Raw genomic sequence first — 25,889 nt, 5'->3', positions numbered from 1 at the left:
CATTGAGGAGCAAGCTATGAAGCTAAATAAACATTTCACTTCACCTGAGAAGGGATTTTCTAAGGACTTAAACTGGGTTAAGAGGAATTCTAAGATCTCTAACCCTGACGGATCCGTTGTTTTCGAAGCTAAGGACATTCTTGTTCCGGACCAATGGTCTCAAGTTGCAGTAGATATTCTTGCCCAGAAGTATTTCAGACGCAAAGGAGTGCCAAAATACTTAAAAAAAGTAGATGAAAAAGGCATTCCAGAATGGTTACAGCGCTCTGAACCAGACACTGAAAAACTTTCTTCTTTAAAAGCAGAAGATCGTTTCGGTGGAGAGGCCTCAGCGCAGGAAGTATTTCACCGTTTAGCGGGCTGCTGGACCTATTGGGGATATAAATACGGTTATTTTTCAGACGAAGAAAGTGCTAAAACTTTCTACGAAGAAGTAGCATTCATGTTGGCTTCTCAAATGTCTGCTCCCAACTCCCCTCAATGGTTCAATACTGGATTACATTGGGCGTATGGGATCGATGGTAAATCCCAAGGACATTTCTATGTGGATCCTACCAGTGGAAAATTGGTAAAATCTTCTTCCGCATACGAACATCCACAACCTCATGCATGTTTTATTCAAAGTGTAGATGATGATCTAGTAAATGAAGGTGGTATCATGGATCTTTGGGTTCGTGAGGCTCGCCTATTCAAATACGGTTCTGGAACAGGAACCAACTTCTCTAACCTGAGAGCGGAAAATGAATCCCTTTCTGGCGGAGGAAAAAGTTCCGGTTTAATGAGTTTCTTAAAGATTGGAGACCGTGCTGCTGGTGCGATCAAATCCGGTGGAACCACTCGTCGTGCTGCTAAAATGGTATGTTTGGATGTAGATCATCCGGATATCGATCGTTTCGTAGATTGGAAAGTAGAAGAAGAGAAAAAAGTAGCTTCTCTTGTTACCGGATCCATTCTGAACAACAGACATCTAAATGCGATCATGAAAGCTTGTTACGAGATGGAGGGAGAGGATCGTTTCGAACCTAAAAAGAACTCCGCTCTTAAAAAAACTATCTTAGAAGCTAAGAAAGTTTTAATCCCTGATAATTATATCAAGAGAGTGATCGATCTTGCTAGACAAGGTTATAAAGAGCTCATTTTCGAAGAGTTAACCACAGACTGGCAATCAGAAGCATATAATACTGTTTCTGGACAGAACAGTAATAACTCAGTTCGTCTTCCGAATGAGTTCATGAATGCTGTAGAACAAGATCTTCCTTGGCATTTATATAACAGAACTGAAAAGGAAAAAGCTCTCAAAGAAAAAAGAGCTGCTAAACCTGCAAAAACCATTAGAGCAAGAGATCTTTGGGATAGAATTTCTTTTGCGGCTTGGTCTTCTGCTGACCCTGGAACTCAGTATCATACTACCATCAACGAATGGCATACTTGTCCTGAAGATGGAAACATTAACGCATCCAACCCATGTTCTGAATACATGTTCTTGGATAATACTGCATGTAACCTGGCATCTGCGAACTTACAGAAATTTGTAGATCCTGAAACTCTTGTTTTCGATGTAGAAAGTTTCCGTTATCTTTGCCGTCTTTGGACAATCATCCTTGAGATTTCCGTGACCATGGCTCAGTTCCCTTCCAGAGAGATCGCAGAACTTTCTTATAAGTTCAGAACTCTCGGACTTGGATATGCAAACCTTGGTTCAGCATTGATGATCATGGGAATTCCTTATGATTCTAAAGAAGCAATGGCGATCACTGGTGCCATCACTTCTATCATGCATATGACCGCTTATGCTACTTCTGCGGAAATGGCAAAAGAATTGGGGCCATTCCCTGGTTATGAGAAGAACAAAAAGCATATGCTTAGAGTTCTAAGAAACCACAAAAGAGCGGCATATAATGTTCCTTCCGAAGATTACGAAGGTCTGACTATCACTCCTGTAGGAATTGATCCTGCATACTGCCCTTCTTATCTTTTGAAAGCAGCTCAGGAAGATTCCGATAATGCGGTTTCTTTGGGAGAAGCTCACGGATACAGAAACGCACAAGTTACAGTGATTGCACCTACAGGGACTATCGGTCTTGTAATGGATTGTGATACTACTGGTATCGAGCCTGATTTCGCTCTGGTGAAATTCAAAAAATTAGCGGGTGGTGGTTATTTCAAAATTATCAACCAATCCGTTCCTCTGGCTCTTCGCAAATTGGGATACTCCCCTTCTGAAATCGAATCTATCGTGAATTATTGTAAGGGACATGCTACCTTAAACGGAGCTCCTGTAATCAATACCCAAAGCCTGAAAGAAAAAGGTTTCACGAACGAAATTTTGGAAAAAGTAGAAGCTTCTCTTCCTTACGCGTTTGATATTAATTTTGCATTTAATAAGTTTAACTTAGGTGAGAATTTCTTACAAAAGAACTTAGGGATCGCAAAAGAAACTTATGATTCTTTCACATTCAATTTGCTCGAACATTTAGGTTTCTCTAAAGATGAGATCAATAAAGCAAATGATTATGTTTGTGGAACAATGACCATCGAGAACGCTCCTTACTTAAAAGAGAAAGATTATCCTGTATTCGATTGTGCGAACAAATGTGGTAAATACGGAAAACGTTATCTTTCCTATGAGTCTCATATCCGCACAATGGCTGCTGCTCAGCCTTTTATCAGCGGTGCGATCTCTAAAACGATCAACCTTCCAGAAGATGCGACTATCGAAGATATCAAAAACGCATACTATATCTCTTGGAAGATGATGGTAAAAGCGAATGCTCTTTACCGTGACGGATCCAAACTTTCTCAGCCTTTGAACTCTGTATTGGAACTTCTAAACGGAATCGAGTTAGAAGAACAAGAAGAGATCGCGGAAGCTGCAGTTGCTAAAGATCCTTCTCAATTTGCGGAAAAGATCGTTTATAAGTATATTTCCCACAGACGCAAACTTCCTAACAGAAGAGCTGGTTATACTCAAAAAGCAGTTGTGGGTGGTCATAAAGTTTATTTAAGAACTGGTGAATACGAAGACGGACAACTCGGAGAGATCTTCGTGGATATGCACAAAGAAGGTGCAGCGTTCAGAAGTTTGATGAATGCATTCGCGATTTCCGTATCTTTAGGTCTACAACATGGAGTTCCATTAGAAGAGTTTGTGGATGCATTCACATTCTTCAAATTCGAACCGAATGGTATCGTTACCGGAAACAAACATATCAAAATGAGTACTTCCGTAATCGATTTCATCTTCAGAGAACTTGCGATCACTTACTTGGGAAGATACGATCTTGGTCAGGTAGCTCCTGAAGATCTAAGAGGAGACGAGATCGGATCCAGAAAATCTTCTGAGTCCATCCAACCTAAGGCGCCTGCTCAACCAGCAGCTTCTGCTGTAGTGGAAACTGCTCCTTCTTCTGAGCCGGAAACAATTTCTTATTCTCAGATGATGAGGACGGAAAAACCGAGTTCAGGGATTGCTTTGATGGAAGAGATCAAAATGGCAAGAATCAAAGGATATACCGGCGATTCTTGCACTGAGTGTGGGTCTTTCGAGATGGTAAGAAACGGTTCCTGTTTGAAATGTATGTCCTGCGGGGCAACCACTGGATGCTCTTGATCTAAAAGTTCCAAGCGTTCACGCAAATAATGAAGAAAACCTCGGGTAGCAAATTTGCTATTCGAGGTTTTTTATTATCTTTACTTAATACTGTTTTCTACCGGCTGTAAGATAAGTTTATTCGGAAAATTCAAATTTTGTTACACTAGATCCTTTATAACAATAGAATTCATAACTGACCGATTTCCTAAATCGAAAAACTTTTTCGAGCAGTACTTTATCATACTTTTGAATTATTGATTCGTATTTTAATTTCAATTGATCCGGTAGTTCTTGTGGCAGGATCGGTCTTTCGATTTCCAAACCTTCTTCCCATGAATATTCCAAAATAAAATCACTTTCTCTCCAACTTATCCTTGTTTCTTGTTCTCTAATTACCCAAGAGGAAGAAACGGAAATATGATCTTGATCAATGATCTTATTCACAGAATTAGAAAAAAGGAATATTCCTGCGATCACCATGGACATATATCCTATCCTTTTAAAAAGAAGATCACTTATATAGGGTAAGATATATTTAATGGAAAATGAGGATATGATAGAAGCAAACGCGATTGTAATCCCGAGATAAATTGCTGATTCAGAATAAAATCCTAAGCTTATATAAACTGCCAGTTTGAATAAATGAAGAAATAATTCGTTTGCTGCTCTTGTTGCGACTATCTCTTCTTTTTTAAGTCCGTAATTTAGGTAAAACCTATTGAACAATAATCCGATTGCTCCGGTAATCCCGGATACCAGGCCGGATAAAAAACCGAGTATGGCTAAGATAAAATTTGAGTATGGCTTCTCATTTAGCCTATGGTCTGTCTTTGATTTGAAAATTTCAGGAAGATTTGCTAAAAGAAGAAGTGAAACGGATAATTGTAGATATATCGGATTTAAAAACTTTATGAGCCAAGCGCCGAATAAAACTGCCGGTATCGAAAAAGGAACAAACCAATAAAATATCTTCCAATTTATATTTTTCTTAAATACTATAATCCTGGATGCCGAATTCGATGCTGTTCCTAAGGTTAATGCAAATGGAACGATTGAGGGGATTAATAAACTATTTAGTATGGGAATTAGGATTAAGCTAGCCCCTCCTCCACATATCGTACTGACCCAGAAAGCCAATATCGATCCGAAAAAAAGAAGGACCAGTGAAGGAGTCATTATAAGTTCAACTAATCAGGGAGCTGGACCTGCACCTGGTAAACCTGCTGGAGCGTTTAAGCCAGGGATCTTAAATTCCGGCCTTTGGAAAGTTCCAGTAATTGGGATACATTTCCCACTTCCACCTTTTTCTAAAAGATCCAATGCTCCCACAATAATCTGATTTTCTGCGGCAGAAGCAAAATTTCTTTCTAACTCGAAACAAGCTCTTAGATTCAATTGAGAACTGGGGAGTGAATCGGATAGTCGGAGGTTTCCGTGCAGATCCAATCTTGCGACGGAGGTATCTATAACAAACTCTTCGAACTCAACCATTCCTTGGTCAATTCTGGAAGTGATGAGTATTTTATTTATGAAGAAGTTTTCTATTTTTCCTACAAAAGGAATTTCAGGAAGATTCGGAAAGGATCCGAATTTTCCTTCCGGCATTTTAAGTGAAAATGTTCCGCCGAATCTACTGGCCGGGACAGAAAGAGAATCTAACTTTAAGTGGCCTTCTAATTCTCCTATATTACCCAAAGTTTGGCCGTCATAATCGATCTCTAATTCTTGTACTTCGAAATCACCGTTTACCTTTTTTCTTAATAAGGAAAAAAGGCCTGCCTTGATCTGAGCATCCTTGGATCTGATCTTGAATGTCTGGCCCATGATCTCCATAGATTTTACGGAAACTTTTCCGAGTAGGACCGAAACAGATAACTCGTTAAAAAATACGCTGCTTGGTTGTCCCGATGATGAATTCATTAGCTGGCGGACAATGTTTTCGTAAGGGAATAATAAGATCAAAAAAAGAAGAAAGGAACTGAGTCCGCTTCCGATCAGTATGAGTTTTTGTTTGAGGGAAAATCTGGGTGTATCTTCCTCCTCTTCTTCAGGAGGCAATTCCTCTAATTCCATCGTGAGGAATTCTTCTTCCTCGTTGGAGATTAATTCTTCCTCTTCTTCTATTTCTATCTTTTTTGCGCGAGCCATCTTACTTTCCGGGAGCGACACTATAAGCCGCAATTTTCATGTTCACGTCGTAGGTATTCTTGTCTTGGTAAGGTTTATTAGTTTGGAAATATTCCACCCTTGCGTTTACCTTATTACCCTTATCTATATCGTATAATACGGACATAACGTTTTCTAGAGGTACACCTCTTAAATTCACTTCGAAAACGATTACCTGGTATTTTCCTTTGTCGATTGCTTTTGCAGGGATAGGTCTCATCGTGGAAATTCTATCCTTTACTCCATTATCTGAAAAGATCCTTTCTAACTTTGCCGCGAATGCACTTTGATCATTCTCCCCTGTGTTCACATTTTCCAGTGATCTGAAAAATAAATAATCAGAGATTGTTTTATCTAACTGCGCGACTAGTCCGGGAGTATTGTTTACTGTTTCAGAAAGATCCGTTCTAAGCCTATAAATTTTACGGACTACTAAGAATATAAGCAGGACCAAAATAAGCCCGGCAGCAATCACTAATAAAAGTTTTTCCCTAGGTTGTAATTTTTGCCACATAGACGATCCCTCTTAATCGTTTTCTTCGATTTTAGAGGTCACCTCCATCTTAATTACAAAGGAAACTTTAAATGTTTTAAGTCCGAAATTCGGGCGGTTGCTATCTAATTTTACGTTTTTAAACATTGGAGAACGAGCTAAGGAGTCCTGTACTTTTCCGATTTCCGAGATCTCGTTTACCGCACCTTGGATAGAAACGGAACCATTATCATAAGTGATACTTTGAAATAAGAATGGTTGCATTCCAGGATCAGGGAACTTTAAGGAAATCTCATGTAGAACATCTAACACACTAGGTTTGGAAAGATACTTTCTATAAAGTTCCGTTTTTCTTTCCGCACCATCTCTTAGGCTTTTTGCAAATTCTATAGGATCTCTGTTAGAAGGGACACTGGAGCCGGTGCTGGATTTTACTTTTTCTGCCAGGATCTTATTGGCAGCGGCAAGTTTTCTTTTGTCGGAAATAATCCCTAAGAAGAATACTCCGATCAAAAGTACAAAAGAAACGGAACTTAAGATAATATGAGGTTTGAATATACTTATATCGAATAAGTTCTTATTAAGTCTTTTTACATAAGGAGTTTCTAAAAAATCTATTTTAGCTTTTTTAGATTGGATCAGATGATAAGCCATCCCGTAGCAGGTAGCGAATCTATCTGGGTCTGCGCTTAAAAAATCATATCTTCGGGCTTGGATCCCAAGGTTTTCACCTATAAAGGATTCCAGATCTCTAACCTTACTTCCTTCTCCGGAAAGATAAATTGCTTCCGGTCTTTCAGTTTCTTCTAATGAAAGGAAACTTCTGCGAACTTCTTCGCTTAAGGATGTGAAAAATTCCTGAGAGATAACAAATGCTTTTTTAATATCTGCTATTTTAAGTTTATATTCTTTTGCGAATAAGTTTAGACCATCTTCTGGAGAATGGAAAGGTTCAAATTGGATACTGGTCTTTAAGGCTTCCGCTTTATCTCTAGGAATTTTTAATGCTTTAGAAATTTCTTCAGTTAGAGTATCTCCTCCCACGGAAAGAAAACGTGTATGAGCGATCTTTCCGTCCTTGGTAACATTCAAGATGGATTTTTTCCCACCTATATCTAACTGCGCAACATTTGCAAATTGTATCTCTTTATGTAAATGTTTGGAAATAACAGAACCCAAACATACCGAATCCACGAAGATCCCTCGAAATACGAGGCTTGATTCCAGAAAAGGAGAAGCTAATGTATCAAACTCTGAGTGATGAGAAGTATAAGTAATTACGTCTGATTTTTCTTGGTCTATTCTCCAGACGGAACCGAGGACCTCTACGGTTTCCATAGGGAAAGGAACCCTACTTTCAATTTCGAAAGGGATCACTTCTCTCACCGCTTTTTCGGTGGTTAAAGGAATGGAGATCTCTCTTACAAAAAGTTTGTCTAAAGAGAGAGATAATACAATCGCATGTTCTTCCGCAAAATAAGTATTTATAAAACGAAGTACATTTGTTTCGTACTCCCTTTCTTCCATTCTGGAGATGGGCATGGTCTCTGCTCTGAGTAGAGTCAGGTTGCCTGCCACTCTCTGGAACAGAACACCCTTTACAGAATTTGTACCGTAATCTACGGTTAAAAACTTTTCGTATAAGAACATTAATCTTCTCTATAATATAGCATCAAGTTATTGGTCAGATCGAAAATTCCGGTAATCCTACGGACTATTTTCGGTCCTTTCATAACATCGGAACTTTTTTTACTATTATAGTTCCTTTCTACTTCCCCAACTGCAGTGATCCGAAATATTTCGCCTTTTGTTTTGATCCTTCCACCTGAAACATCGGTTCCTTCTCCTGCTAATTCTTTGTAGAGAGAAAGTCCTCCCACGGAAGGCACCTGGAACTCTGGGATAGTTTCCAGGTCCTTAATTTCTTTCAGGTAGCCGCCCTTTTTGATCTTCATTTTCATAATTTGAAGAACAGACTGGCGGTTCATAAAATCGGATAGAGACATTAAAACGAAGTACGGTGCGGCGTTCAAGTTGATTCTATCGTCATAGTTTCTCTGGAATGGAACAAATGCGGTCAGATTGTTTGCCAGAACGAAATCGGACTCCCCGATCAGACTTTTTTCCTCGTCGGACATAAAATCCTTGGAATATTTTTGTTCATAGTCCGGAGGTTTTTGGGAGCCATACACTATTTTAGGATCGAAACCTTTCACGGAGGTAAGCTCGGAAAGAGAATACATGTACGCGTTTTTGATCTTTCTTGGCGGGGTCAGTTTTTCATAATAGGAAATTTCGAAATTCCCCTGACTGTCGTCGTCCAGCCAATCTATCACCGGATTAAAAAGGTCCCTCTTCATTCCTAAACGTTCCAGAAGTCTTTGGGCCATTTCTTGGTTTCTTAAATTTAATTCTTTTGTGTCTGCATTGAAGATGGAATTTAAATTAATTTTTCCATCTTCTCCTTGGATCTTATAATAGATCCATCCACCTCCCATTGGAACTGGAGGCGGGTTAAGTCCTATCCCGGATTGGTATAATTGTTCTTCGGGGATTTTTCTAAGTGCTGCCAAGGCTCCTTGGAATCCTGCTTTTGCTAAAAGAGAAGCTTTGAATCCAGACATTTCTCCTTGGGAAATTTTATATTCTGCCATGGATCTTTCTGCAAAGTCCAAGGTGGTAGTTAGGGCAGCTACACCAATGCCCCCGACTAAGAGCATAACGATTGCCCCTCTTCTTCTGGAGAATCTTCTGCCTTTTAGACCAAGACCTGAATTCATTTCAGAAGCATCCCTGGGAAGGCGAGAGTTTCAAAACGTCTTTCCTTATTTCCCATATTCGCTATGATCTCTATTCGTATAAGACGAGGGATACTTTTCCTTTGGAAGGAATCCCATTCTTCTTCCCATTCTTTTCCTGTTTTGGAAAATTTAAAGGAGAGAGATTTTACATTATCCAACAATTCGTATTCTTGTCCGCCTACGAATGGATAACGATCTACTATCTCGTCTTCTCTTCTCATTAACTTATAATAATCTGTGCCGTCTTTTTGTTTTAGATAATATTCTACTTCTCTTACTTCCGGAAGTGCGACTTCTTCCGAGTTGGGATGGACTGCTGCGAATACTATAAAATGGTCCTTTGTACTTTCACCAGGATGTCTTGGTCCATCTTCCGATTTACGACCTTTTCTACTTACAAAGACCAGATTTTTTTCCGTTTGGAAATAGAATGCCATTGTCAAGGTACTTCGAATATTTTCGATAACAGAGATCGCTTTTTCTCTATCCACACCATCAGAGCCTGAAGTTGGACGGGTGACTTTTAAAATAGTTGCGTAAGTACCGAATACCATTCCGAGTAGAACACCAAGTAATGCTGCCACAATGGTTAATTCTATTAACGTAAATCCGGACCTTTTTCTTTTTCGAAGAAACTTAAGAAAAACTGAATGTTTTAAAAGCTTTCGCATATCAGTTCATCCTGGCCTTATAGGTTTCGATCGTGTACTGTTCTTTTACTGGGATTCCTTGGTTATCTCTTCCGCCCGTAGGATATTCTATCGTTACATAAATATGAAATACTGCGATAAGCCCGCCTGTAGCAGAACCTTGGTTATTACCTGTTCTTTTGGCGATGAGCTGATTCATGCTGGAGTTTGCGCCACCTAACAGATCCTCAGGTTTTTTGCCGCTATCTTTTCCTGCCATTTTCAGAAGATCTAAATTCTCCTCCTTGATGATGGTGGTAAATCTCCAGTCTTGGTAACCTGGAATATCTCCCGAACTAGTGTCCGCTTGTAGAATGGTGGCAGAATCTATCTGCGCCATTTTGATTTTTGCTAGGTGAGTTGCTTCTATCTGGAGTGCTGCAACTTTTTTGAGTCGTATTCCTTCTGAAACCACCATGAGTACATAAAGAAGCCAGCCTGCGGCAAGCGCAAACGCCAGGGTCATTTCTAAAATAGTAAAACCCTGTCTTTTCTTAAGAGGGTTTTTTCTTTTAAAACTTACTCGTGCCATATTGCTCGCTACGTTTGTATTCTTCCAATTGTTCCTTGGAGACTACAACTTCCCCGTCTTCTATTTCAGATTTTCCACCATAACGTTTGATGATGAGAGTCCTAGTGATCTCAGGATCCGGACCTAAGTGGATATAAAAATCTTCCGCCACTGCCATGGGAGAAAACGGAATTCTGATCTTTCCGGTATTATATCTATAACCTCTTCCATCCATCACATCTACGATTGCAGAAGAGCTTGGAAGTTCTCTATCTTGGAATACCGGGACTTCTTTCAGACCGGTCTCATCCCTTTCCATGTCTAGGATGGTATAAGTTTCGGTATCTACATTCAACTGAAGATAGACTGTTCTCTGGTTGATCTTTGCCCTACGAAAACAGAAGTTCACAACGTCATGTAATAACATCGCTTCTTCTTGGGCACCTGGTGTGAGTAAATTAACTAAAGAAGGAAGCACAAGAGCGAACATCACACCAATCAGGAATACTGCGACTCCCAATTCGATCAATGTGAAGCCGGAACGGATCCGGCCTTTCGCTCTCGGGCCCATTTGATTTATTTTTTAGCGCCGGATGCGGAAGAGAATTGAGCAGGATATTGTTCTTCTTTAGTGATATCGAAGTCCGAGTTTAAACCTTCTCCACCTTCTGCTTTATCCTGACCAAAAGTAATGATCTGGATCTCACCTGCTCCATCAAATCTGAGTTTGTATGGGTTTTTCCATGGATCTTTTATAGAATCTTTACTGCTTACCATTGGGATCCAGGTTTCAGGGATTTCTCCGTTAGTTGGTCTTTCCACTAATGCGGCTAAACCTTGCTCTTCGCTAGGATAACTTCCGAATTTAGAAGCGTATCTTTCCAAATGAAGTCTGAGTTCCTGTTTGTCTTTTTTGATCTTCATCTTTGCGGTCTCGAGGCTCACTCCACCGAAATCCACACTGACAAGAATGATAGTCATCAAAGCACCTAAAATGGCGACAACGATCGCTAATTCGATAAGAGTGAATCCTTTTCTCCGTTTGTTTCCCGTTTTCAAAGTCGGTTCTCCTATTTCTATTGTTATATACCTTGTAAATTCTGGGTCAAGCTGAACATCGGAACGATGATCGCCGCCATAATGATACCGATCGCAAAACCCATAAAAACGAGCATGAGTGGCTCGATTGCTTGGGTTGCATTTTTCAAAGCGGAATCCACTTCTTGGTCATAAATTTCCGCTAGCTTATTCAACATCTCAGGGACCCTGTCCGAAACTTCTCCGGCAGACATCATACCTAATACTAGTTGTGGCAATATCTCTGACCCTGTGAATGCAGCAGAAAGTTTCTCTCCTTCTCGAATTCTATCGCAAGCATTTCGTATTTCTTGTCCGAAAACGGAATGATTAACGATTTGTTCTACAATTTGGAGAGAAATAATCAGAGGCACTCTGTTCGTAAGAAGGATCCCAAGGTTCCTCGCAAAATTGGATATAAGTACTTTTTTATTGAGAGTTCGGATGATTGGGATCCTAAGAACGAACTTTTCCCATTTTTCCTTACCTTCCGGAGTGGATTTATAAAAGAAGAAGCCCACAACTCCAGCCCCAATCATAGGAAAGATCAAAAACCAATATCCGGTTAGAATTCTAGAACTTCCAATTACGATCTGAGTAATTAAAGGAAGTGTAGCGTTGAACTCTATGAATAGATGTTCGATCTGAGGAACAACTGTTGTAAGTAGAAATATGATAACGATTTGTAAAAGACAGAAAATAATTCCAGGATACACAAGCGCTGTTGTGACCTTACCTTTTAGTTGTAGGTTTTTTTCTTCCATCTCTGCAAGACGCATGAGTGCAGTTTCATAATCACCTGTTCTTTCTCCTACGGAAACAAGAGAAGGATACTGGTTTGGAAATACGTCCGGATGTTTTCTCATCGAATCGGATAAGGAACTTCCTTCAGTAATATCCGCCTGCATTGCGATCACTACTTTACGAAATACTTCGTGGTCAGTTTGTTCAATGATACTGGATAGAGATTTATCTAGAGGAATGCCTGCGCCCAAAAGAGTACCGAGCTGTCTGGAAAAAAGACCAATGATCTTTTTAGGAACTCTATAAAGAAGTTTTGCTAAGAATGGAAAAAGTTCTCTGTCCTTTCTTTCCGCATCTTCGGAAATTTGACGAACGTAAAAACCTTTGGATTTAAGTTTAGCTCTTGCAGATTGGATATTTGGGGCATCTATAATCCCCTTCTCTTCCTTTCCTTTTTTGTTAAACGCAGTATAAGTAAAAAGTGCCATGGAAGGAAAACTTAAGTAACTCTTAGAACTTCATCCGGGGTGGTAACTCCATCCAATACTTTTCGGATGCCATAATCTCTCATTGTAGCAAATCCGTTTTCTAAGGCGATATCATTGATCTTATTCGTATCAGATCCGGCTAGGATTGCATTTTTTATCGGAGTGCTAATGATCAGAAGTTCGTAAACCCCTGTTCTTCCCTTAAACCCGGTGTTCATACAATGAGAACAACCTTTGCCTTTGTATAAAACTCCACCTTTCAGATCCTTTTTAGCAATTCCTATGGATTCCAATTCCTGAGGTGTAGGCTTATAAGAAATTTTACATTCTTTGCATATAGTTCTTACGAGTCGTTGGGCCATAAATCCCAATACTGTAGAAGTAATAAGATAAGGTTCAATTCCCATATCCACAAGTCTTGTTGCGGCAGATGCGGCATCATTCGTGTGCAAGGTAGAGAATACTAAGTGACCTGTTAAGGATGCTTGGATCGCGATCCTCGCAGTTTCCTCATCCCGGATCTCCCCCACCATGATCACGTCCGGGTCCTGACGTAAAATAGCTCTGAGTCCTGTTGCAAATGTAAGCCCGATCTTCTCCTGCATTTGCATTTGGGAAACACCATCGATCTGGTATTCCACTGGATCTTCGCAGGTGATGATATTTCTTTCTTCAGTATTCAACTCAGTAAGAGCGGAATATAACGTGGTGGATTTTCCTGATCCTGTAGGACCAGTTACTAAGATAATACCGTGAGGTTCGTAAATAAGAGTACGAAGTGTTTTGACAAGATCCGGATAAAATCCCATTGTTTCCAGGGAATATTTCTGATCAGTTTTGTTCAAGAGACGCATAACGATACGTTCTCCGAACTGACAAGGAATTGTAGAAACCCGGATATCCACATCCTTTCCCGCAAGTCTGAGTTTGATCCTACCGTCTTGGGGTAATCTGTTCTCCGCAATGTTCAGGTTGGACATGATCTTAATACGAGAGGTGATACCAGCGTGATAAGATTTTGGAGGAGTTAATACGTTATGAAGGATACCATCTATCCTGTATCGAACCACTAGGCTTTTTTCGTATGGTTCTACGTGAATATCCGAAGCTCTCTCATTTACTGCCTGAGAAAGGATCACGTTCACCATCTTGATGATAGGAGCATCGTCTGAAAGATCGATTGTCTCGTTATCGAAACCTTCTGCAAGTTCCGAGAAGCTACCTTCCATTTCATTCAGAAGGTCTTTAGCTGCCGCAGAAGTGGTATCGAACTGAGAGTGAATAAGCCTCATCACTTCCGGTTCAGGTGCGAGTATGAATTCTATTTTAAATTCTTTTAATGCAGAACGAACATCGTCCATTGGGTGAAGATCCGTAGGATCCGACACCGCAATCTTAACGTTCTTCTTGTTTAGTTCAAAAGGGACTATTTTACTTTTTTGGATGAGCTTTAAAGGGATACGGTCGTAAACTTCTTCCATTCCCTTGAAATCCAGCTTTTCCCTGAATTCCATTTTGTAAAGCCTGGCCATCGCCTTGAGAACATCTACTTCTCCTGCGATCCCTTTTTTCTGAAGAATATGTCCTAGGGGTAAATGATTCTTTTTTTGTAGTTTGAGAGAGTCTTCCAGATCCTTGGCGGATATGACCCCGTCTTCTACGAGAATATCACCTAGAGTTTTCACTGTATTATTCTCCGCGTTCCTTGATGGTGGCTTCCTTGTTTAGAACCCTTTCCCTTTCAATTTCATATCTTTCTTGCTGTAACTTCTTCTTAACAGTCATCTTATCAGCAAGTTCACGATTATCCAAGATATGTGGAGTGATAAATACCATCAAATTGGTCTTTTTTAATTGTTCAGTAGTTCTACGGAAAATCCAGCCTAGATAAGGAATATCTCCAAGTAACGGGATCTTGATCAGACGTTTTTGTTTATCGTTGGAGATCAAACCCCCGATCACGATTGTTTGTCTATTATCTATAGTGATAGTAGTCTTCACTTCCCTTCTATTGAAGGTTGGGTTTCCTCCTGCAAGTGCGATGGAGGCGATATTTTTGATCTCTTGCAAAAGATCTAAAGTGATACGATTATTCTTATTCACGTGAGGAGTGAATTTTAACTTAATACCTGTAGGACGATATTCATAGTTATCCACTGTCACTGCGTTTGCACCACCCAAACCTGCGTTACGGCTTTGGGTCCTAACTGGAACGTCCTGTCCTACGTTGATTTCAGCTTCTTGGTTATCCAAGGTGAGAACTTGAGGAGCTGATAAAACATTGAAGTTCTCATTTCCTTGGTTGGCACTCAAGATCCCTAAGATCTGTTGAGCACCTGCTTGGACGAAACCAAGAGAGAATCCGGATAATGTATTCAGGTTAGGATTGATCCTACCACTGGAGTTAATGATATTTCCTTCTTTAGCAAGTCCTGAGTTGAACTGGCTATAAGGACCCTGTCCTTGGAATCTCCAGTCAATACCGAAGTCATTTGTATCAGTGGAAGAAAGTTCCACGATCAATACTTCTAATAAAACTTGTTTTCTTGCGGAATCTAAAACTCGGATAATTTTACGGATCTCATTCCATTCCGCTTCAGTAGCGGTAACGATCACAGAGTTGGATTCTTTATGAGCAACCGCTTTGATCTTTTCTACTTTAGGAGCTGGAGGAGGTGGTGCACCTGGTGCTCCGCTCGGGAGAGGTTGGTCCCCTACTACCGGATTATCTAACTTGATCAGAGTCGCCGCGATCTTTTCTGCTTCATTAAATTCTAATGTATAAATATGAACATCACCTGCAGAAGAAACTGCTCCAGGTGTGGATTCATCCGGTCGTACGTCTAACTCGTTTACTAAAGTGAGTAGTTTATTAATGTCTGCAGTAGAACCGGAAAGCACGATTGTATTTGTATTTCGATAAACGATAATATCAGTATTAGGAGAGGTTAATCTTTTTAAGATAGGTTCCAATTCTTCCGGTTTTACATTTTCTACCGGAATGATCTGGGTGATAATACGATTATCTAATGCTTCCGTCTCAGGGATAGGTTCCTTACCTACTCTCACATACGGAGATCTCGCAAGTGCATCCTTTAATTTTACTATAGTGATCAGATCCACTTCTTCTACGATCGCGAAGCCCATGGATTCCAAAACTGCCTTCATGAAAGGAAAAGCGTTTTTGATTGGGATTTCTTTTTGTGAGATGATTGTGATCTTCTTACCTTTTAAACTCTCATCCAAAAGAATGTTTTTCTTTAGGATCGCGCTCATCCCTTTTAGAAAATCATTAAGTTCAGTATCTCTCCAGTTAGCATAAAAGGTTTTTTCCTTTGTATCTTCCGCAGACGGGGTCGTACTTCTCTTAGTCCCTTTTTTGGAGGCTTGGGAGAGTAAACCCTCGTTCACCGAAAGAAGAAGTAAAAACGCGAATGTTGCGTTTCTCAAATATCTGGATCGTAAATCTGTTTTGCGCATTTAATCTTTAATTCCGGATGATGAATTCATAGGACAATATCTTGCCCATTCTCTCTACGTCTACGGATACTTTATCGGCAGTTTTCAAGGAATTCCATATTTCCATCATTTTCACCGTATCGTTTAAGGGCATTCCGTTTACCCGTCGCACCACGTCTCCGGTCCTAGCTCCCAAAGAATAAAAAATATGATCGCTGCCTATGCTGTATATTTTGTAGCCGGCGATCGTGTTATTTTCCAAATAAGGACCAAACTTTCCCTTATAAAGTTCAGCTACGTTAGCTAATTTCCTATTCACATCCTGTCTGGACAGAATTTTACGGACAGTATCAGCTGCAGGCGGTCCTCCTGGGACATCTGCCTGAGCTCCTAATTTGGCCCTGGCCTCTCCTGGTGTTTGGCCTATCTCTACTTTGAGAGATTGGCCTCCTTTTTCCAAGACAACATGGTTGAGAAGAATGGACTTTATTTTGTATCCTCCAACCGCTTCCCCCATCGCGAATTCTTCCGCGTTTTGTTTCCCTTTTTCTAGAATAGTCACTCGAGCAAAACTCCAGTGACCACTTAAGGTTCCAGTGACCCTCATTTCCTCACCTTCTCCAGTATCAGGAGGTGCTCCAGGATTTCCGTCCACTCCAGCAGGAGTTTCGCCGGGAGGAGGAGCTAAACTTCCCCTGAATAAAGAACCGGTTACCATCTCCTTGGACATTTCGATGGTAATAGAATTTTCAGCGACCGGCCTTCTCGGTGCCGAAGTGGAGGAACCTGTTTGCACATTCGGGGTCAGAAAAAGTAGGAGTATCCCTCTACAAAGATATGCCAGAGAGAAGGAGAAAAATATCACGACAGGGATCAGAACATAGAATGTATGTTTTCTGAATTCGATAAAAATTGCGTTCATTGCGCCCTTCGGATATTCTCAAGAAATCATTCTAAAAAAGCCGGACCTCACGTATGGGCCTCGGCTTTTTAAAAGATGATCGGTTATTAAAGTTTTGCTACTTTGCCTGGGTCTAGGTTCGTAACAATTTTTAAGGTTTTCCTAAGTGCCACCTCAGGATTAATCCTTTTTCCGTTATAGAACACCTCGAAATGGAGATGGGAACCTGTAGCGGAGCCTGTACGACCTACGGCACCTATGACCGTGCCGGCTTTCACTTTCGTTCCCTCTTCCACTGTAATTTTAGCGCAATGCGCATACATGGTTCTATAGCCGTTTGGATGATCTATGATGACTGAGTTTCCGTAACCGCCGTTAACTCCTGCAAAACTTACTACACCGTCTGCGGAAGCGAGTATTGGTGCTCCTTGAGGACCAGCCATATCTATTCCTGTATGGTAACCGCCTCCACCTGTGTGGAATGGGTCTTTTCTTTTACCGTATCTGGAAGAAAATCTAGCACCTAAAACTGGAGTGATGAATACTCTTTTATATTCTATCTTTTGGCGGGAAGCATTCCCTACTTTTACAGGAACACTTAAGCTTTGTCCTACTTTTAGAACGGAACCTTTGTTTAAACCGTTTGCTTCTGAAATTTTAGCAGCAGTGGTTTTTAAGGATTTAGCGATCCTGAATAAAGTATCCTTAGGTTTTACAATATAGGATTTTATAATAAAGCCGCTTTGGCTAATGATTTTAGAAGAAACGATTGGGTTGATGCTGATAAAAGAAGGAAGTTCCAGATTGGATTTATCCTTATTATAGCTGAGCGAAGAATATTTATCTTCTTCCCATTCTTCCGGGGATTGGGAGAATAATTGTTTGATCTTACGTTCTTCCTTATCAGTAAAGAAGGAAGAGTCCTTATTCGCGTAATCATTGATCGCGTTTTCGTAATTTTTAAGAGGATCGGCCGATAAAGCCGAGGCCACCATGGCGGATATAATGGGAAGGCAAAGAATCGTCCGTTTCACATATTTAATATCGGCCGCATCGGGCTGCCTTCTTGAACCTAGGGGGGAACGACGGCTACTTTTTCTTTTTATATTCCGTGAGCTCATTTGCAACGATCTTATCCAAATCCTCTATACTGATGGTCTTTTTCTCTAAATCATCGTTCACCTGATAAGCAATTAGCCTGCCGATAGCATGTTCCCTTTTCTGGTCTGCAGGGAAACATTTCACTTTAATCAGGGAAGGAGTCGATTCGACATAGATTCGGACCAACATTCCCTTCTTAAAAGTTTCGGTCATAGAGACTTTTGTGTCTTTTTTGAGGCTGTATATCTTATCTTGGTAATGCTCGTTGATCTCGAATAACTTCTCTTTTTTGATCAGTCTGGCACCGCACTGTATAGTAAATAGAGCCAGTAAAAAAGCGAAGAATCGCACCATTTCATGCATAACTTACTGAAGGTCCGGAAGTGATAAACTAGTTTTTAGAAAAAAAGCGCGAGGCCCGAATTTTTCCGCACCTGTCCAGGTTATGGAAACATGTAAACTGACCAAATTTCTGGGGGCCTCCCTGGAGGGAATACTTCCCTTTCCTGTATCCGTAGAGATCAATATCAAAAGAGGGATCCCAAGGTTCCTGATCATAGGACTTCCGAGTCCTTCTATTAAAGAATCCTCAGATAGGATCCGGATCGCTATTGAGAACAGTGGATTTGAATATTCTCTCCAGAATATCCTGGTTCATCTTGCACCTGCTGGCAGGAAAAAAGAAGGGACATACTTAGATCTGCCAATTGCGGCTGGGATTTTATATTTAACAGGGCAATTACCTTCGACTGAAAAACTAGAACGGTTTCTTTTCCTTGGCGAGCTGGGGCTGGATGGTTCTATAAAACCTCTGAAAGGAATTCTTCCTATACTTTCCGAACTGGAAAATGTTGGGTTTACAGCAGCAGTTGTTCCTTTTGGAAATAGAAAAGAAGCCTCCATACTCGGAAAATTTCCGATCTATTCGATCTCACATCTAAAAGATTTAGTCTCCTTGGCAAAAGGAGAGATTAAGCCTGAACCTAAGAGCGAGATAAAGATCAGATCAGAGATTCTACCCTGGAAATCTACATTTCATAAAAGTCAATTGCCTGCGATAAGAGCAATTCAGATAGCGAGTGCAGGATTTCATCATTGTTTATTGTCCGGTCCTCCCGGTGCCGGAAAAACAATGCTCGCGAAATTGGCTCACGGATTTTTTCCCAGGATCCAAGAGAAAGAAGGAATAGAATTATTAGGGATACGCTCTTTACAAGAGATACTTTCGAACATAGAAGTAGAAAGACCTTTTAGAAGTCCTCATCATACTACTTCCGATATCTCACTCGTAGGAGGTTCTAGTAGTTTAAGAATGGGAGAGGTTTCCCTAGCAGGAAATGGGATACTTTTCTTAGATGAACTCTCAGAATTCCATACTAGGAATTTGCAAGCGTTAAGGGAACCTATGGAAGAAGGGAAAATTACGATCTCACGGATCAGAGGTTCTATTACCTACCCTGCTTCTTTTTTATTTATAGGAGCGACTAACCCTTGTCCTTGTGGATATTACCAAACTTTAATAAAAGAATGTAATTGTAGCGTTGCAAGTATTAGAAACTATCAATCCACTTTTCACGGACCTTTTTTGGATCGGATTGAAATATTCTATCATCTAGGTTTTTCTAGAAATACGGATAGAGAGAAGGTTTCCATAAATCTAAAATCCATCCGAGATTCTATCCAATCTGCAGCAGACAGGCAGCGTAGGAGATTGTTCAGAGAAACAGGAAAACTCTATAACGGAAAATTAAGAGGAGAAGAAGTAGAAAGAATGATCCCTCTTTCTAAAGAATGTGAGGAGTATTTTTGGGGAGCAGCCAATAGACAAAAGTTCAGCGTTCGTAAGGTCGCTCATTTTAGGAAAGTGGCGAGGACGATTGCAGATCTGGAAGGTTCGGAGGATGTTCTTTTGAGGAATTTGGAGGAGGCCCTTGTTTTCCTGAATTCCGGATGGTCTCCGGAAAACAGGGCCGTAACCTAACTTGTTCTTTCGACGGTTTTATTTTTGTGGTTACTTTGACAGGAAATGCGAGAGTTCCATAGCGATCTTATCGATTGCGAAATCAATGTAGTTTTCGTCCTCGATCTTCTTCTTATAGTCCTCGAATTTCCGCTTCTTGATTGGAACTCCTCGTTTTCTCAGAATCACTGGGTCCGGTCCGAACGGGTCGGACCCGGCCAAGTTGCCGAGAATTTGGATGCTTTTCATAGTTACTTCCTTGTAACGATTTAAGGTCCTCATCCTTGAGAACCCGCAGACAATTCGAAAATCGACTCGTTTTTCAAATCGCTTAACGATTGTTTTAGAATAGATTAAGATAATATTTCAGTTCCCTTTTTTCAGTAATTAGGGCCAGTGAGAAAGAGACAAAATGATCTCTAAAGGAAACGTTTTTACTCAAATAATGTTGAGCTGCCGTTTTCATTCTTCGGATCTTGACTTGCGTGAATATTTCTAAGGGGTGAATCGGAGAAGTTTTACTCCAGTATTTCACTTCCGTAAAATAAAGGACGTTTTCTTTCTCGCTGATTATGTCGATTTCTCCTCTTCGGATCCTAAAATTCCTTTCTAAGATCCTATGACCTTGCTCTCGAAGCAGTTTTGAGGCAATATTTTCTCCTTCTTTTCCTTTGAGCACATTTTGTTTAGAGCCAAGTCCCATACAGAGACTTGTTTCGGAAAAGAAGAATGGAGAATATTTTTTGGATCTAAAAGTCTAAATCCAAAAAAAGATTAAGAGTTTGCGGTAGCTTCCTGAAGATCGAGCGCCTTGACGATAAACAGATGGTTTTCTTTTACAAGATCTACTAAGACCAGGTTTCTAACAAAGGTTCCATATTCATCTTTTATAATACGGATAGATGGCCTTAAAGGTTTGTCTGCATTTGCTGCCAGAACGATCCCTACTCTTTTGTCCGAAAGTTCCACACAAGAACCCACTGGATATAAGGAAACCTGATTCAAGAATGTACGCACAATTTTTAAGTCAAACTTACCTACATCCATACTGATCATAGATTTGATTGCCTCATGAGGAAGTACCCTTTGTCTATGAGGTCTGTTTGTAATTAGAGCTGAAAAATTATCCGCAATTGCATAAATCCTAGCATTCTCTTCGATTGCAGTTGCAGCGATCTTTTGAGGATAACCTTTTCCATCAAAACGTTCATGGTGTTGTAGAGCTACAACTGCCAAGCTGTTCTTAATTTTAATCCTTTGGGTCAGGACCTGGTATCCTATGATCGTATGCTTTAGTATAGATTTGTATTCTTCGTCAGTGAGTTGGTCCGTTTTTTCGGAAATGGTAGCAGGAACCTTTGTCATTCCCACATCCGCTACTAAACAAGAAATCGCAAGGTCCACCATTTTAGGACGAGAGAAGTCCAAAAGTTTTCCTATGATCAAAGCGTAGAATGTGGAAGTAGTAATCTGGTTATATAAATAATACCCAGGGTTATTCATTCCAAGGATCAGATAGGACAGATTATTATGAGTCCTTACAAAATCAGCTAACGCTTCTCCTTGTTCTCTCACTGGACCAAAATCGAATACTTTATCGTCCGCAACTTTTCTATAAACGTCTTGTACTAATGCGAAAGTATTTTTATATAGATTAGAAAATTGTACCTTAATACGGTTCAGGTTATCATAGATCCCCTTCAAAGGAAGAAGGTCTTCGTCTACGATTGTAGAGATGATAAAATCCTCTAATTGGGTCTCCAATCTTTCTGGATCCACATCTATGACTAGGATATCACCGTGTGTTAATACCTCAGTGATACCGAATCTTTTCAAACGTTCCAAGTCCGAATCAGTTATCGGAGTATTGGAAGTGATGAACAGATTTTCTTTGTCCAGATAAACGGGCTTTGTAAATCTCATACCCGGCTTCAATTCGGACACGTTCAATTTTTTCATTTTTTCAAATTCCCTTAATTTGCTTCCGCTTTTTGGCTGAGTACGAAAGCAAAAACACCCGCAACCGCTCTGTATAAATTTTCCGGAATTTCTTGTCCTACCGGTATCGGAGAAAGTGCCTCGGCCAAAGGAGCATCCTCCACTATAGGAACTCCGTGTCTCTTAGCCACACCCTTGATCTTTTCACCTAATAGACCTTCTCCCTTGGCTAGGATTTTTGGGCCTTTATTTTCGTTCGGTGTAAACTTTAGGGCGATTCCGAATTTCACGCAGTCCATTCCCTTCTCTGTAAAGAGGGTTTATATTGTATCCTGAGTTCTTGGAATCTAACTCCCGATTCTTCCAAGAACTGCATAAATTTTTTACGATTCCGACCTATATGCAAGTACAATTTAGAACTAGTATAAATAGCAGTTAGAACCAGGTCCGATGCATCTTCTTTTTTCCAGTGAAACCTATAGAGACTGGGACCGTCTTCCTTGGTCTCCATAAAGAGCACAAATATACGACCCGGATCGGTTCCACCCAAATACCCTTCCGCATTTCCTCCTTCCCATTCCCACTCGAAATAGGGAGTCTCCGATTTCCATTCGAAATGAGGAAAATAGCTTTTTAAGAAGGCCAAAATACTGTCTTCGGAAATAAGACCTTCTTCTTTATGTAGTACCTTCTCCAAAACTCCAGTGAGTCCTTTTTCCAAAGGAGAAAAAATTTTGGAATCATCCGTTTCTAACGTTAGTTTCCTTTCCTGTATTTTCCATTCGGAGTTACTTCCGGATAAGGTTCGAGATAAAAGTAATTGTTCACCTGTAAGAAGACTTGTTTTGGTTTCGGCTTCTAATGTTTCTCCTTTCCAGACAAGTTTTGCCTTTCCGTCTTTAGTACCTTCTTTCACCCAAACCCTGAAAAATGGAGCCTCTTTGGATTCTCCTTCGAAGAATTCCGGATTTTGGAGTTTGTTAGAAGATCCGACTAAGAATGAGATCTGATGTGATTCAGGCACTCTGTCCGTTTTTCGGACCTGAGGATTTTGGTTTTTATCGGTCGGATTGATGGGAGGGATCGGAAGCATGGAATTTTTTCGTGAAAGATCTTCTGTGGATTCTTGCTAGTCCTAAATTCCGAATTGCTTCTTCATGTCCCGCGCTTCCGTATCCTTTATGCCCCTCGAATCCATAACCTGGAAACTTAGAAGCGATCGCTTTCATAAAACGATCTCGTTTTACTTTTGCGATAATGGATGCGGCCGCGATACTTGCGATCCTGGAATCCCCTTTTTTATAATAGTAAGACTGGCGTTTTACCTCTTCCGATTCCTTGTATTTGGAAAAATTATAGTTTCCGTCTATTAAGAGCAGAAGTTTTCTTCCGGTACTTTCTATCGGAGCTTGGGAGCCCTTTCTATAACATTTCAGTATACCTTCTAATACTGCTCTGTTGATCCCGTAACGATCTATATAGGTATGAGATAAGAATGCATGGGCGACTCTGTGGGCGGTTTCCTGGATTTCTTGAAACAAAGATTCACGTTTTGATTCAGAGAGTTTTTTGGAATCGTTCAGTCCTTTTAAGATCTGGCCCGCATAGATTTTTTCCAAAATATCCGGCGCGAAGGAAACCATTCCTACTGATAGGGGGCCAGCGTAAGGACCTCGGCCTGCTTCATCTATCCCGCAAGGAAGAAACTCCGAAAAAAATTTCAATTCTTCCGGTTCGAAATTTGCGAGAGGCATTGGTTTTAAGGGAAAAGGTAAAAAGGAGAAGGAGAGAAACTGCGGCAGAGAATTCCGCCGCAATGATTAAAGGATCTTATTCTGCAGCAGGAGCAGCAGCTTTTGCTTCTTCCGCGGTTTGGCGTTTTCTATCTTCTGCTACTAAGATTTTTCCGCCTTTCAACTCGCGAATACGAGCAGATTTTCCGGAACGTTCTCTTAAGAAGAATAGTTTAGAACGACGAACCTTACCTTTACGTACTAGTTCAATTTTAGCAATACGAGGAGAATAAAGTGGGAATACTCTCTCAACACCTACATCGTAAGAGATCCTACGAACAGTGAAGGATTTTCCGTTTCCGCCATTGGAGATGGAGATCACAACTCCTTCGTAAACCTGGACCCTTTCCTTACCGGATTCTTGGATTTTATAATGGACCTTTACAGTATCCCCAACATTGAAATTCAGGGTACGATTTGCTTCTGTAGGAAGTCCGCCTTTTAAAAGTTCTTTCATAAATTCCTCGTAATATCAGGGTCGACTTTCTTTCGATTGGCATTGCGCCAAGATTCGATCGCCGCGTGGTTTCCGCCCAAGAGAATTTCAGGAACCTTCCAGCCATTGTAATCGGAAGGTTTCGTATATTGTGGATATTCTAAAATATCCCTTTCATTATGAGATTCTTCTTCCAGGCTCTCTCGGTCGCCTAAAAAGCCGGGCAAAAGCCTGGACACAGCATCTGTTATACAGAGGCTAGCCAAATCTCCGGCTGAAATTACATAATTTCCAAGGGACAGTTCTATGTCAACAAGATGCTCTGTTACCCTGTGATCCACTCCTTCATAATATCCTGATATAAGAGTGATAGGCTTTTCGAGCTTGGAAAGTTTCTCTGCAACGTTCTGATCGAATGGAATACCGGAGGGAGTTGTAAGAATTACGAGTCCTTTATCTTCTCCTAATGACTTTAAGGCCAGGTCGATTGGCTCTACTTTTAAAAGCATGCCTGGACCTCCGCCATAAGGAGTGTCGTCTACCTTGAGATGTTTATTATTGGAGAAGTCTCTAAGATGTACAATATTAACTGAGAATACTCCCTTCTGGATGGCCTTCTCCTGTAGTCCTTCGGAAAAGTAGGCCTGGACTTTAGTTGGGAATAAGGTAATAAAATTAAATTTCATTCCAGTCCTCGGGGTTTAGGACAACGATCAACCCTTCTTCTAAGATTACTTTTCCAACATGTTTTTGTACATAAGGAACTAAGATCTCTGAATCTTCTGCTTGAAAGACTAAAATAGAATGTGCCGGATTTTCTAGGATGTCTACCAATTCCCAACCAAGTTCTTTTCCATCTTCCGAAATCGCCTTCAAACCTTTCAGTTCGAATAGATAATATTCTTCGTTTTTAGATTTTGGAAAATGAGAACGATCGATATACAGTTTTCCGCCAGTTAAGGAGGAAGCTTCTTCCGGAGAATTGATACCTTCTAACTGTAAAAGTATCTTTCCTGATTGTATAGTGGCTTTAAGTATTTTTACGGAAACCGGTTCTCTAGAGGGAAATTCTAGAACGGCTTGGAGGGGAAATTTGAGTCCCGGAATGGAACTATCCTCTGCAACCAGTCGGACAAAACCCTTCAGTCCGAAGGGTTTTCCTAAATGTCCGGTTAGGATTCGAGTCTCAGTCAATAATTTCTAAGGAGAAATTTTTTCCGGCTTTAATGGAGGCTGCGGTTAAGATCGCTCTTAAGGACTTTGCGATCCTACCATTCTTGCCGATCACTTTCCCCACATCCTTCGGGGAAACCCGGAGTTCTAGGACGGTTTGTTCGTCGCCCTCGATTTCCTTAACGGAAATCTCCTCCGGATGATCTACTAGAGAAGTAACAATATAGCGGATCAGCTCTTCCATTACTTCTTCAGAGATTGTTTATATTCCGCCCAGATTCCCTCGTGTTTAATGAGGTTCAGAACGGTTCCGGTAGGTTGAGCACCTTTATTAAGCCAGCCTAAAACTTTCTCTTTATTCAGGGTCGTTTGGCCTTTCGCCTCTGCCGGGTGATAGTGTCCAAGAATATCGATAAATTTACCGTCTCTAGGGGAACGGGCATCTGCAGCCACGACCCGGTAGTGAGGGTTGTTTTTGGCTCCGGTTCTTTGTAGTCTGATCTTAACCAAAGTAAAATTCCTTCGAATAAATAAGGATGGCTTACCGCATGGGTTTGCCTAATACGC

28 protein-coding genes are annotated in these 25,889 nt (G+C 40.6%); 2 read left to right on the top strand and 26 right to left on the bottom strand.

The features are described from left to right. Positions 1-16 precede the first annotated feature (16 nt). Positions 17-3,610, top strand: a complete 3,594-nt coding sequence (locus CH377_RS11880) for a vitamin B12-dependent ribonucleotide reductase (protein WP_100724008.1) — start codon at positions 17-19, stop codon at positions 3,608-3,610. A gap of 117 nt (positions 3,611-3,727) precedes the next feature. Here the strand turns inward: CH377_RS11880 and CH377_RS11875 are convergent, their stop codons facing one another. From CH377_RS11875 to CH377_RS11805, 15 genes are all read right to left on the bottom strand, one after another. Beyond that, positions 3,728-4,768 carry a sulfite exporter TauE/SafE family protein gene (locus CH377_RS11875; RefSeq protein ID WP_100724007.1) on the bottom strand — a complete coding sequence of 347 codons (1,041 nt, stop codon included), beginning with the start codon at positions 4,766-4,768 and terminating at the stop codon, positions 3,728-3,730. Positions 4,769-4,783: 15 nt separating this feature from the next. Next, entirely contained in the window at positions 4,784-5,740 is a 957-nt protein-coding gene (gene gspN / locus CH377_RS11870) for a type II secretion system protein GspN (protein ID WP_100724006.1), read from the bottom strand. 1 nt (position 5,741) lies between these two features. Beyond that, a complete protein-coding gene (locus CH377_RS11865) occupies positions 5,742-6,272 on the bottom strand; it encodes a hypothetical protein (protein ID WP_100724005.1) in 531 nt (176 codons plus the stop codon). Between the two features lie 12 nt (positions 6,273-6,284). Beyond that, entirely contained in the window at positions 6,285-7,901 is a 1,617-nt protein-coding gene (locus CH377_RS11860; RefSeq protein WP_100724004.1) for a cell division FtsA domain-containing protein, read from the bottom strand. After that, complete coding sequence (locus tag CH377_RS11855; RefSeq protein WP_100724003.1) at positions 7,901-9,031, bottom strand: type II secretion system minor pseudopilin; 1,131 nt, start codon at positions 9,029-9,031, stop codon at positions 7,901-7,903. The genes CH377_RS11860 and CH377_RS11855 overlap by 1 nt, the downstream gene beginning before the upstream one ends. Further along, positions 9,028-9,723, bottom strand: coding sequence for a type II secretion system protein GspJ (locus tag CH377_RS11850; RefSeq protein ID WP_100724002.1), 696 nt, complete (start codon positions 9,721-9,723; stop codon positions 9,028-9,030). The genes CH377_RS11855 and CH377_RS11850 overlap by 4 nt, the downstream gene beginning before the upstream one ends. A gap of 1 nt (position 9,724) precedes the next feature. Further along, positions 9,725-10,273, bottom strand: coding sequence for a prepilin-type cleavage/methylation domain-containing protein (locus tag CH377_RS11845; RefSeq protein WP_100724001.1), 549 nt, complete (start codon positions 10,271-10,273; stop codon positions 9,725-9,727). Next, positions 10,254-10,823 carry a type II secretion system protein gene (locus tag CH377_RS11840; protein WP_100724000.1) on the bottom strand — a complete coding sequence of 190 codons (570 nt, stop codon included), beginning with the start codon at positions 10,821-10,823 and terminating at the stop codon, positions 10,254-10,256. The genes CH377_RS11845 and CH377_RS11840 overlap by 20 nt, the downstream gene beginning before the upstream one ends. A gap of 5 nt (positions 10,824-10,828) precedes the next feature. Next, positions 10,829-11,311, bottom strand: a complete 483-nt coding sequence (locus CH377_RS11835) for a type II secretion system protein GspG (protein ID WP_100723999.1) — start codon at positions 11,309-11,311, stop codon at positions 10,829-10,831. A 23-nt stretch (positions 11,312-11,334) separates the two neighbouring features. Next, on the bottom strand, positions 11,335-12,561 hold the full coding sequence (locus CH377_RS11830; protein ID WP_100723998.1) for a type II secretion system F family protein: 1,227 nt from the start codon (positions 12,559-12,561) through the stop codon (positions 11,335-11,337). An 11-nt stretch (positions 12,562-12,572) separates the two neighbouring features. Further along, on the bottom strand, positions 12,573-14,246 hold the full coding sequence (gspE, locus tag CH377_RS11825) for a type II secretion system ATPase GspE (RefSeq protein ID WP_100723997.1): 1,674 nt from the start codon (positions 14,244-14,246) through the stop codon (positions 12,573-12,575). 4 nt (positions 14,247-14,250) lie between these two features. Next, positions 14,251-16,041 carry a type II secretion system secretin GspD gene (gene gspD, locus CH377_RS11820; protein WP_100723996.1) on the bottom strand — a complete coding sequence of 597 codons (1,791 nt, stop codon included), beginning with the start codon at positions 16,039-16,041 and terminating at the stop codon, positions 14,251-14,253. A gap of 7 nt (positions 16,042-16,048) precedes the next feature. Continuing rightward, the gene (locus tag CH377_RS11815) at positions 16,049-16,942 is read right to left on the bottom strand and encodes a general secretion pathway protein GspC (protein WP_100723995.1); all 894 of its coding nucleotides are present in this window, start codon (positions 16,940-16,942) and stop codon (positions 16,049-16,051) included. Positions 16,943-17,028: 86 nt separating this feature from the next. Then, entirely contained in the window at positions 17,029-18,042 is a 1,014-nt protein-coding gene (locus CH377_RS11810; RefSeq protein ID WP_423789948.1) for a M23 family metallopeptidase, read from the bottom strand. After that, a complete protein-coding gene (locus CH377_RS11805; protein ID WP_100705834.1) occupies positions 18,011-18,385 on the bottom strand; it encodes a type II secretion system-associated lipoprotein in 375 nt (124 codons plus the stop codon). Before CH377_RS11805 ends, CH377_RS11810 begins: the two co-directional genes overlap by 32 nt. An 82-nt stretch (positions 18,386-18,467) precedes the next feature. Here CH377_RS11805 and CH377_RS11800 point away from each other — a divergent pair, with 82 nt between their 5' ends. Beyond that, positions 18,468-20,003, top strand: coding sequence for a YifB family Mg chelatase-like AAA ATPase (locus tag CH377_RS11800; protein ID WP_100723993.1), 1,536 nt, complete (start codon positions 18,468-18,470; stop codon positions 20,001-20,003). Positions 20,004-20,033: 30 nt separating this feature from the next. On the opposite strand, the gene CH377_RS11795 is transcribed toward CH377_RS11800, so the two are convergent. From CH377_RS11795 to rpsP, 11 genes are all read right to left on the bottom strand, one after another. Continuing rightward, entirely contained in the window at positions 20,034-20,231 is a 198-nt protein-coding gene (locus tag CH377_RS11795; protein WP_008590301.1) for a hypothetical protein, read from the bottom strand. 94 nt (positions 20,232-20,325) lie between these two features. Then, entirely contained in the window at positions 20,326-20,685 is a 360-nt protein-coding gene (locus tag CH377_RS11790; RefSeq protein ID WP_100723992.1) for a YraN family protein, read from the bottom strand. A 71-nt stretch (positions 20,686-20,756) separates the two neighbouring features. Continuing rightward, a complete protein-coding gene (locus CH377_RS11785) occupies positions 20,757-21,941 on the bottom strand; it encodes an HD-GYP domain-containing protein (RefSeq protein WP_100710218.1) in 1,185 nt (394 codons plus the stop codon). 14 nt (positions 21,942-21,955) lie between these two features. After that, complete coding sequence (locus CH377_RS11780) at positions 21,956-22,219, bottom strand: EscU/YscU/HrcU family type III secretion system export apparatus switch protein (RefSeq protein ID WP_207797670.1); 264 nt, start codon at positions 22,217-22,219, stop codon at positions 21,956-21,958. Beyond that, positions 22,207-23,013, bottom strand: a complete 807-nt coding sequence (locus CH377_RS11775) for a hypothetical protein (RefSeq protein WP_100723990.1) — start codon at positions 23,011-23,013, stop codon at positions 22,207-22,209. The genes CH377_RS11780 and CH377_RS11775 overlap by 13 nt, the downstream gene beginning before the upstream one ends. Beyond that, positions 22,979-23,674 carry a ribonuclease HII gene (locus tag CH377_RS11770; RefSeq protein ID WP_100723989.1) on the bottom strand — a complete coding sequence of 232 codons (696 nt, stop codon included), beginning with the start codon at positions 23,672-23,674 and terminating at the stop codon, positions 22,979-22,981. The genes CH377_RS11775 and CH377_RS11770 overlap by 35 nt, the downstream gene beginning before the upstream one ends. Before the next feature lie 76 nt (positions 23,675-23,750). Next, positions 23,751-24,170, bottom strand: coding sequence for a 50S ribosomal protein L19 (rplS, locus tag CH377_RS11765; protein ID WP_100723988.1), 420 nt, complete (start codon positions 24,168-24,170; stop codon positions 23,751-23,753). Continuing rightward, the gene (gene trmD / locus CH377_RS11760; protein WP_100723987.1) at positions 24,167-24,835 is read right to left on the bottom strand and encodes a tRNA (guanosine(37)-N1)-methyltransferase TrmD; all 669 of its coding nucleotides are present in this window, start codon (positions 24,833-24,835) and stop codon (positions 24,167-24,169) included. Before trmD ends, rplS begins: the two co-directional genes overlap by 4 nt. Further along, on the bottom strand, positions 24,825-25,343 hold the full coding sequence (gene rimM, locus CH377_RS11755; RefSeq protein WP_100723986.1) for a ribosome maturation factor RimM: 519 nt from the start codon (positions 25,341-25,343) through the stop codon (positions 24,825-24,827). Before rimM ends, trmD begins: the two co-directional genes overlap by 11 nt. Continuing rightward, positions 25,336-25,566, bottom strand: a complete 231-nt coding sequence (locus tag CH377_RS11750; protein WP_008591501.1) for a KH domain-containing protein — start codon at positions 25,564-25,566, stop codon at positions 25,336-25,338. The genes rimM and CH377_RS11750 overlap by 8 nt, the downstream gene beginning before the upstream one ends. Next, positions 25,566-25,832, bottom strand: coding sequence for a 30S ribosomal protein S16 (gene rpsP, locus CH377_RS11745; protein WP_100723985.1), 267 nt, complete (start codon positions 25,830-25,832; stop codon positions 25,566-25,568). Before rpsP ends, CH377_RS11750 begins: the two co-directional genes overlap by 1 nt. Positions 25,833-25,889 lie beyond the last annotated feature (57 nt).

Source organism: Leptospira haakeii (genome assembly GCF_002812045.1).
In the GTDB taxonomy this organism is placed as follows: domain Bacteria; phylum Spirochaetota; class Leptospiria; order Leptospirales; family Leptospiraceae; genus Leptospira_B; species Leptospira_B haakeii.
The sequence above is the reverse complement of the archived record's forward strand: the minus strand, read 5'-3'. Positions and strand labels throughout refer to the sequence as shown.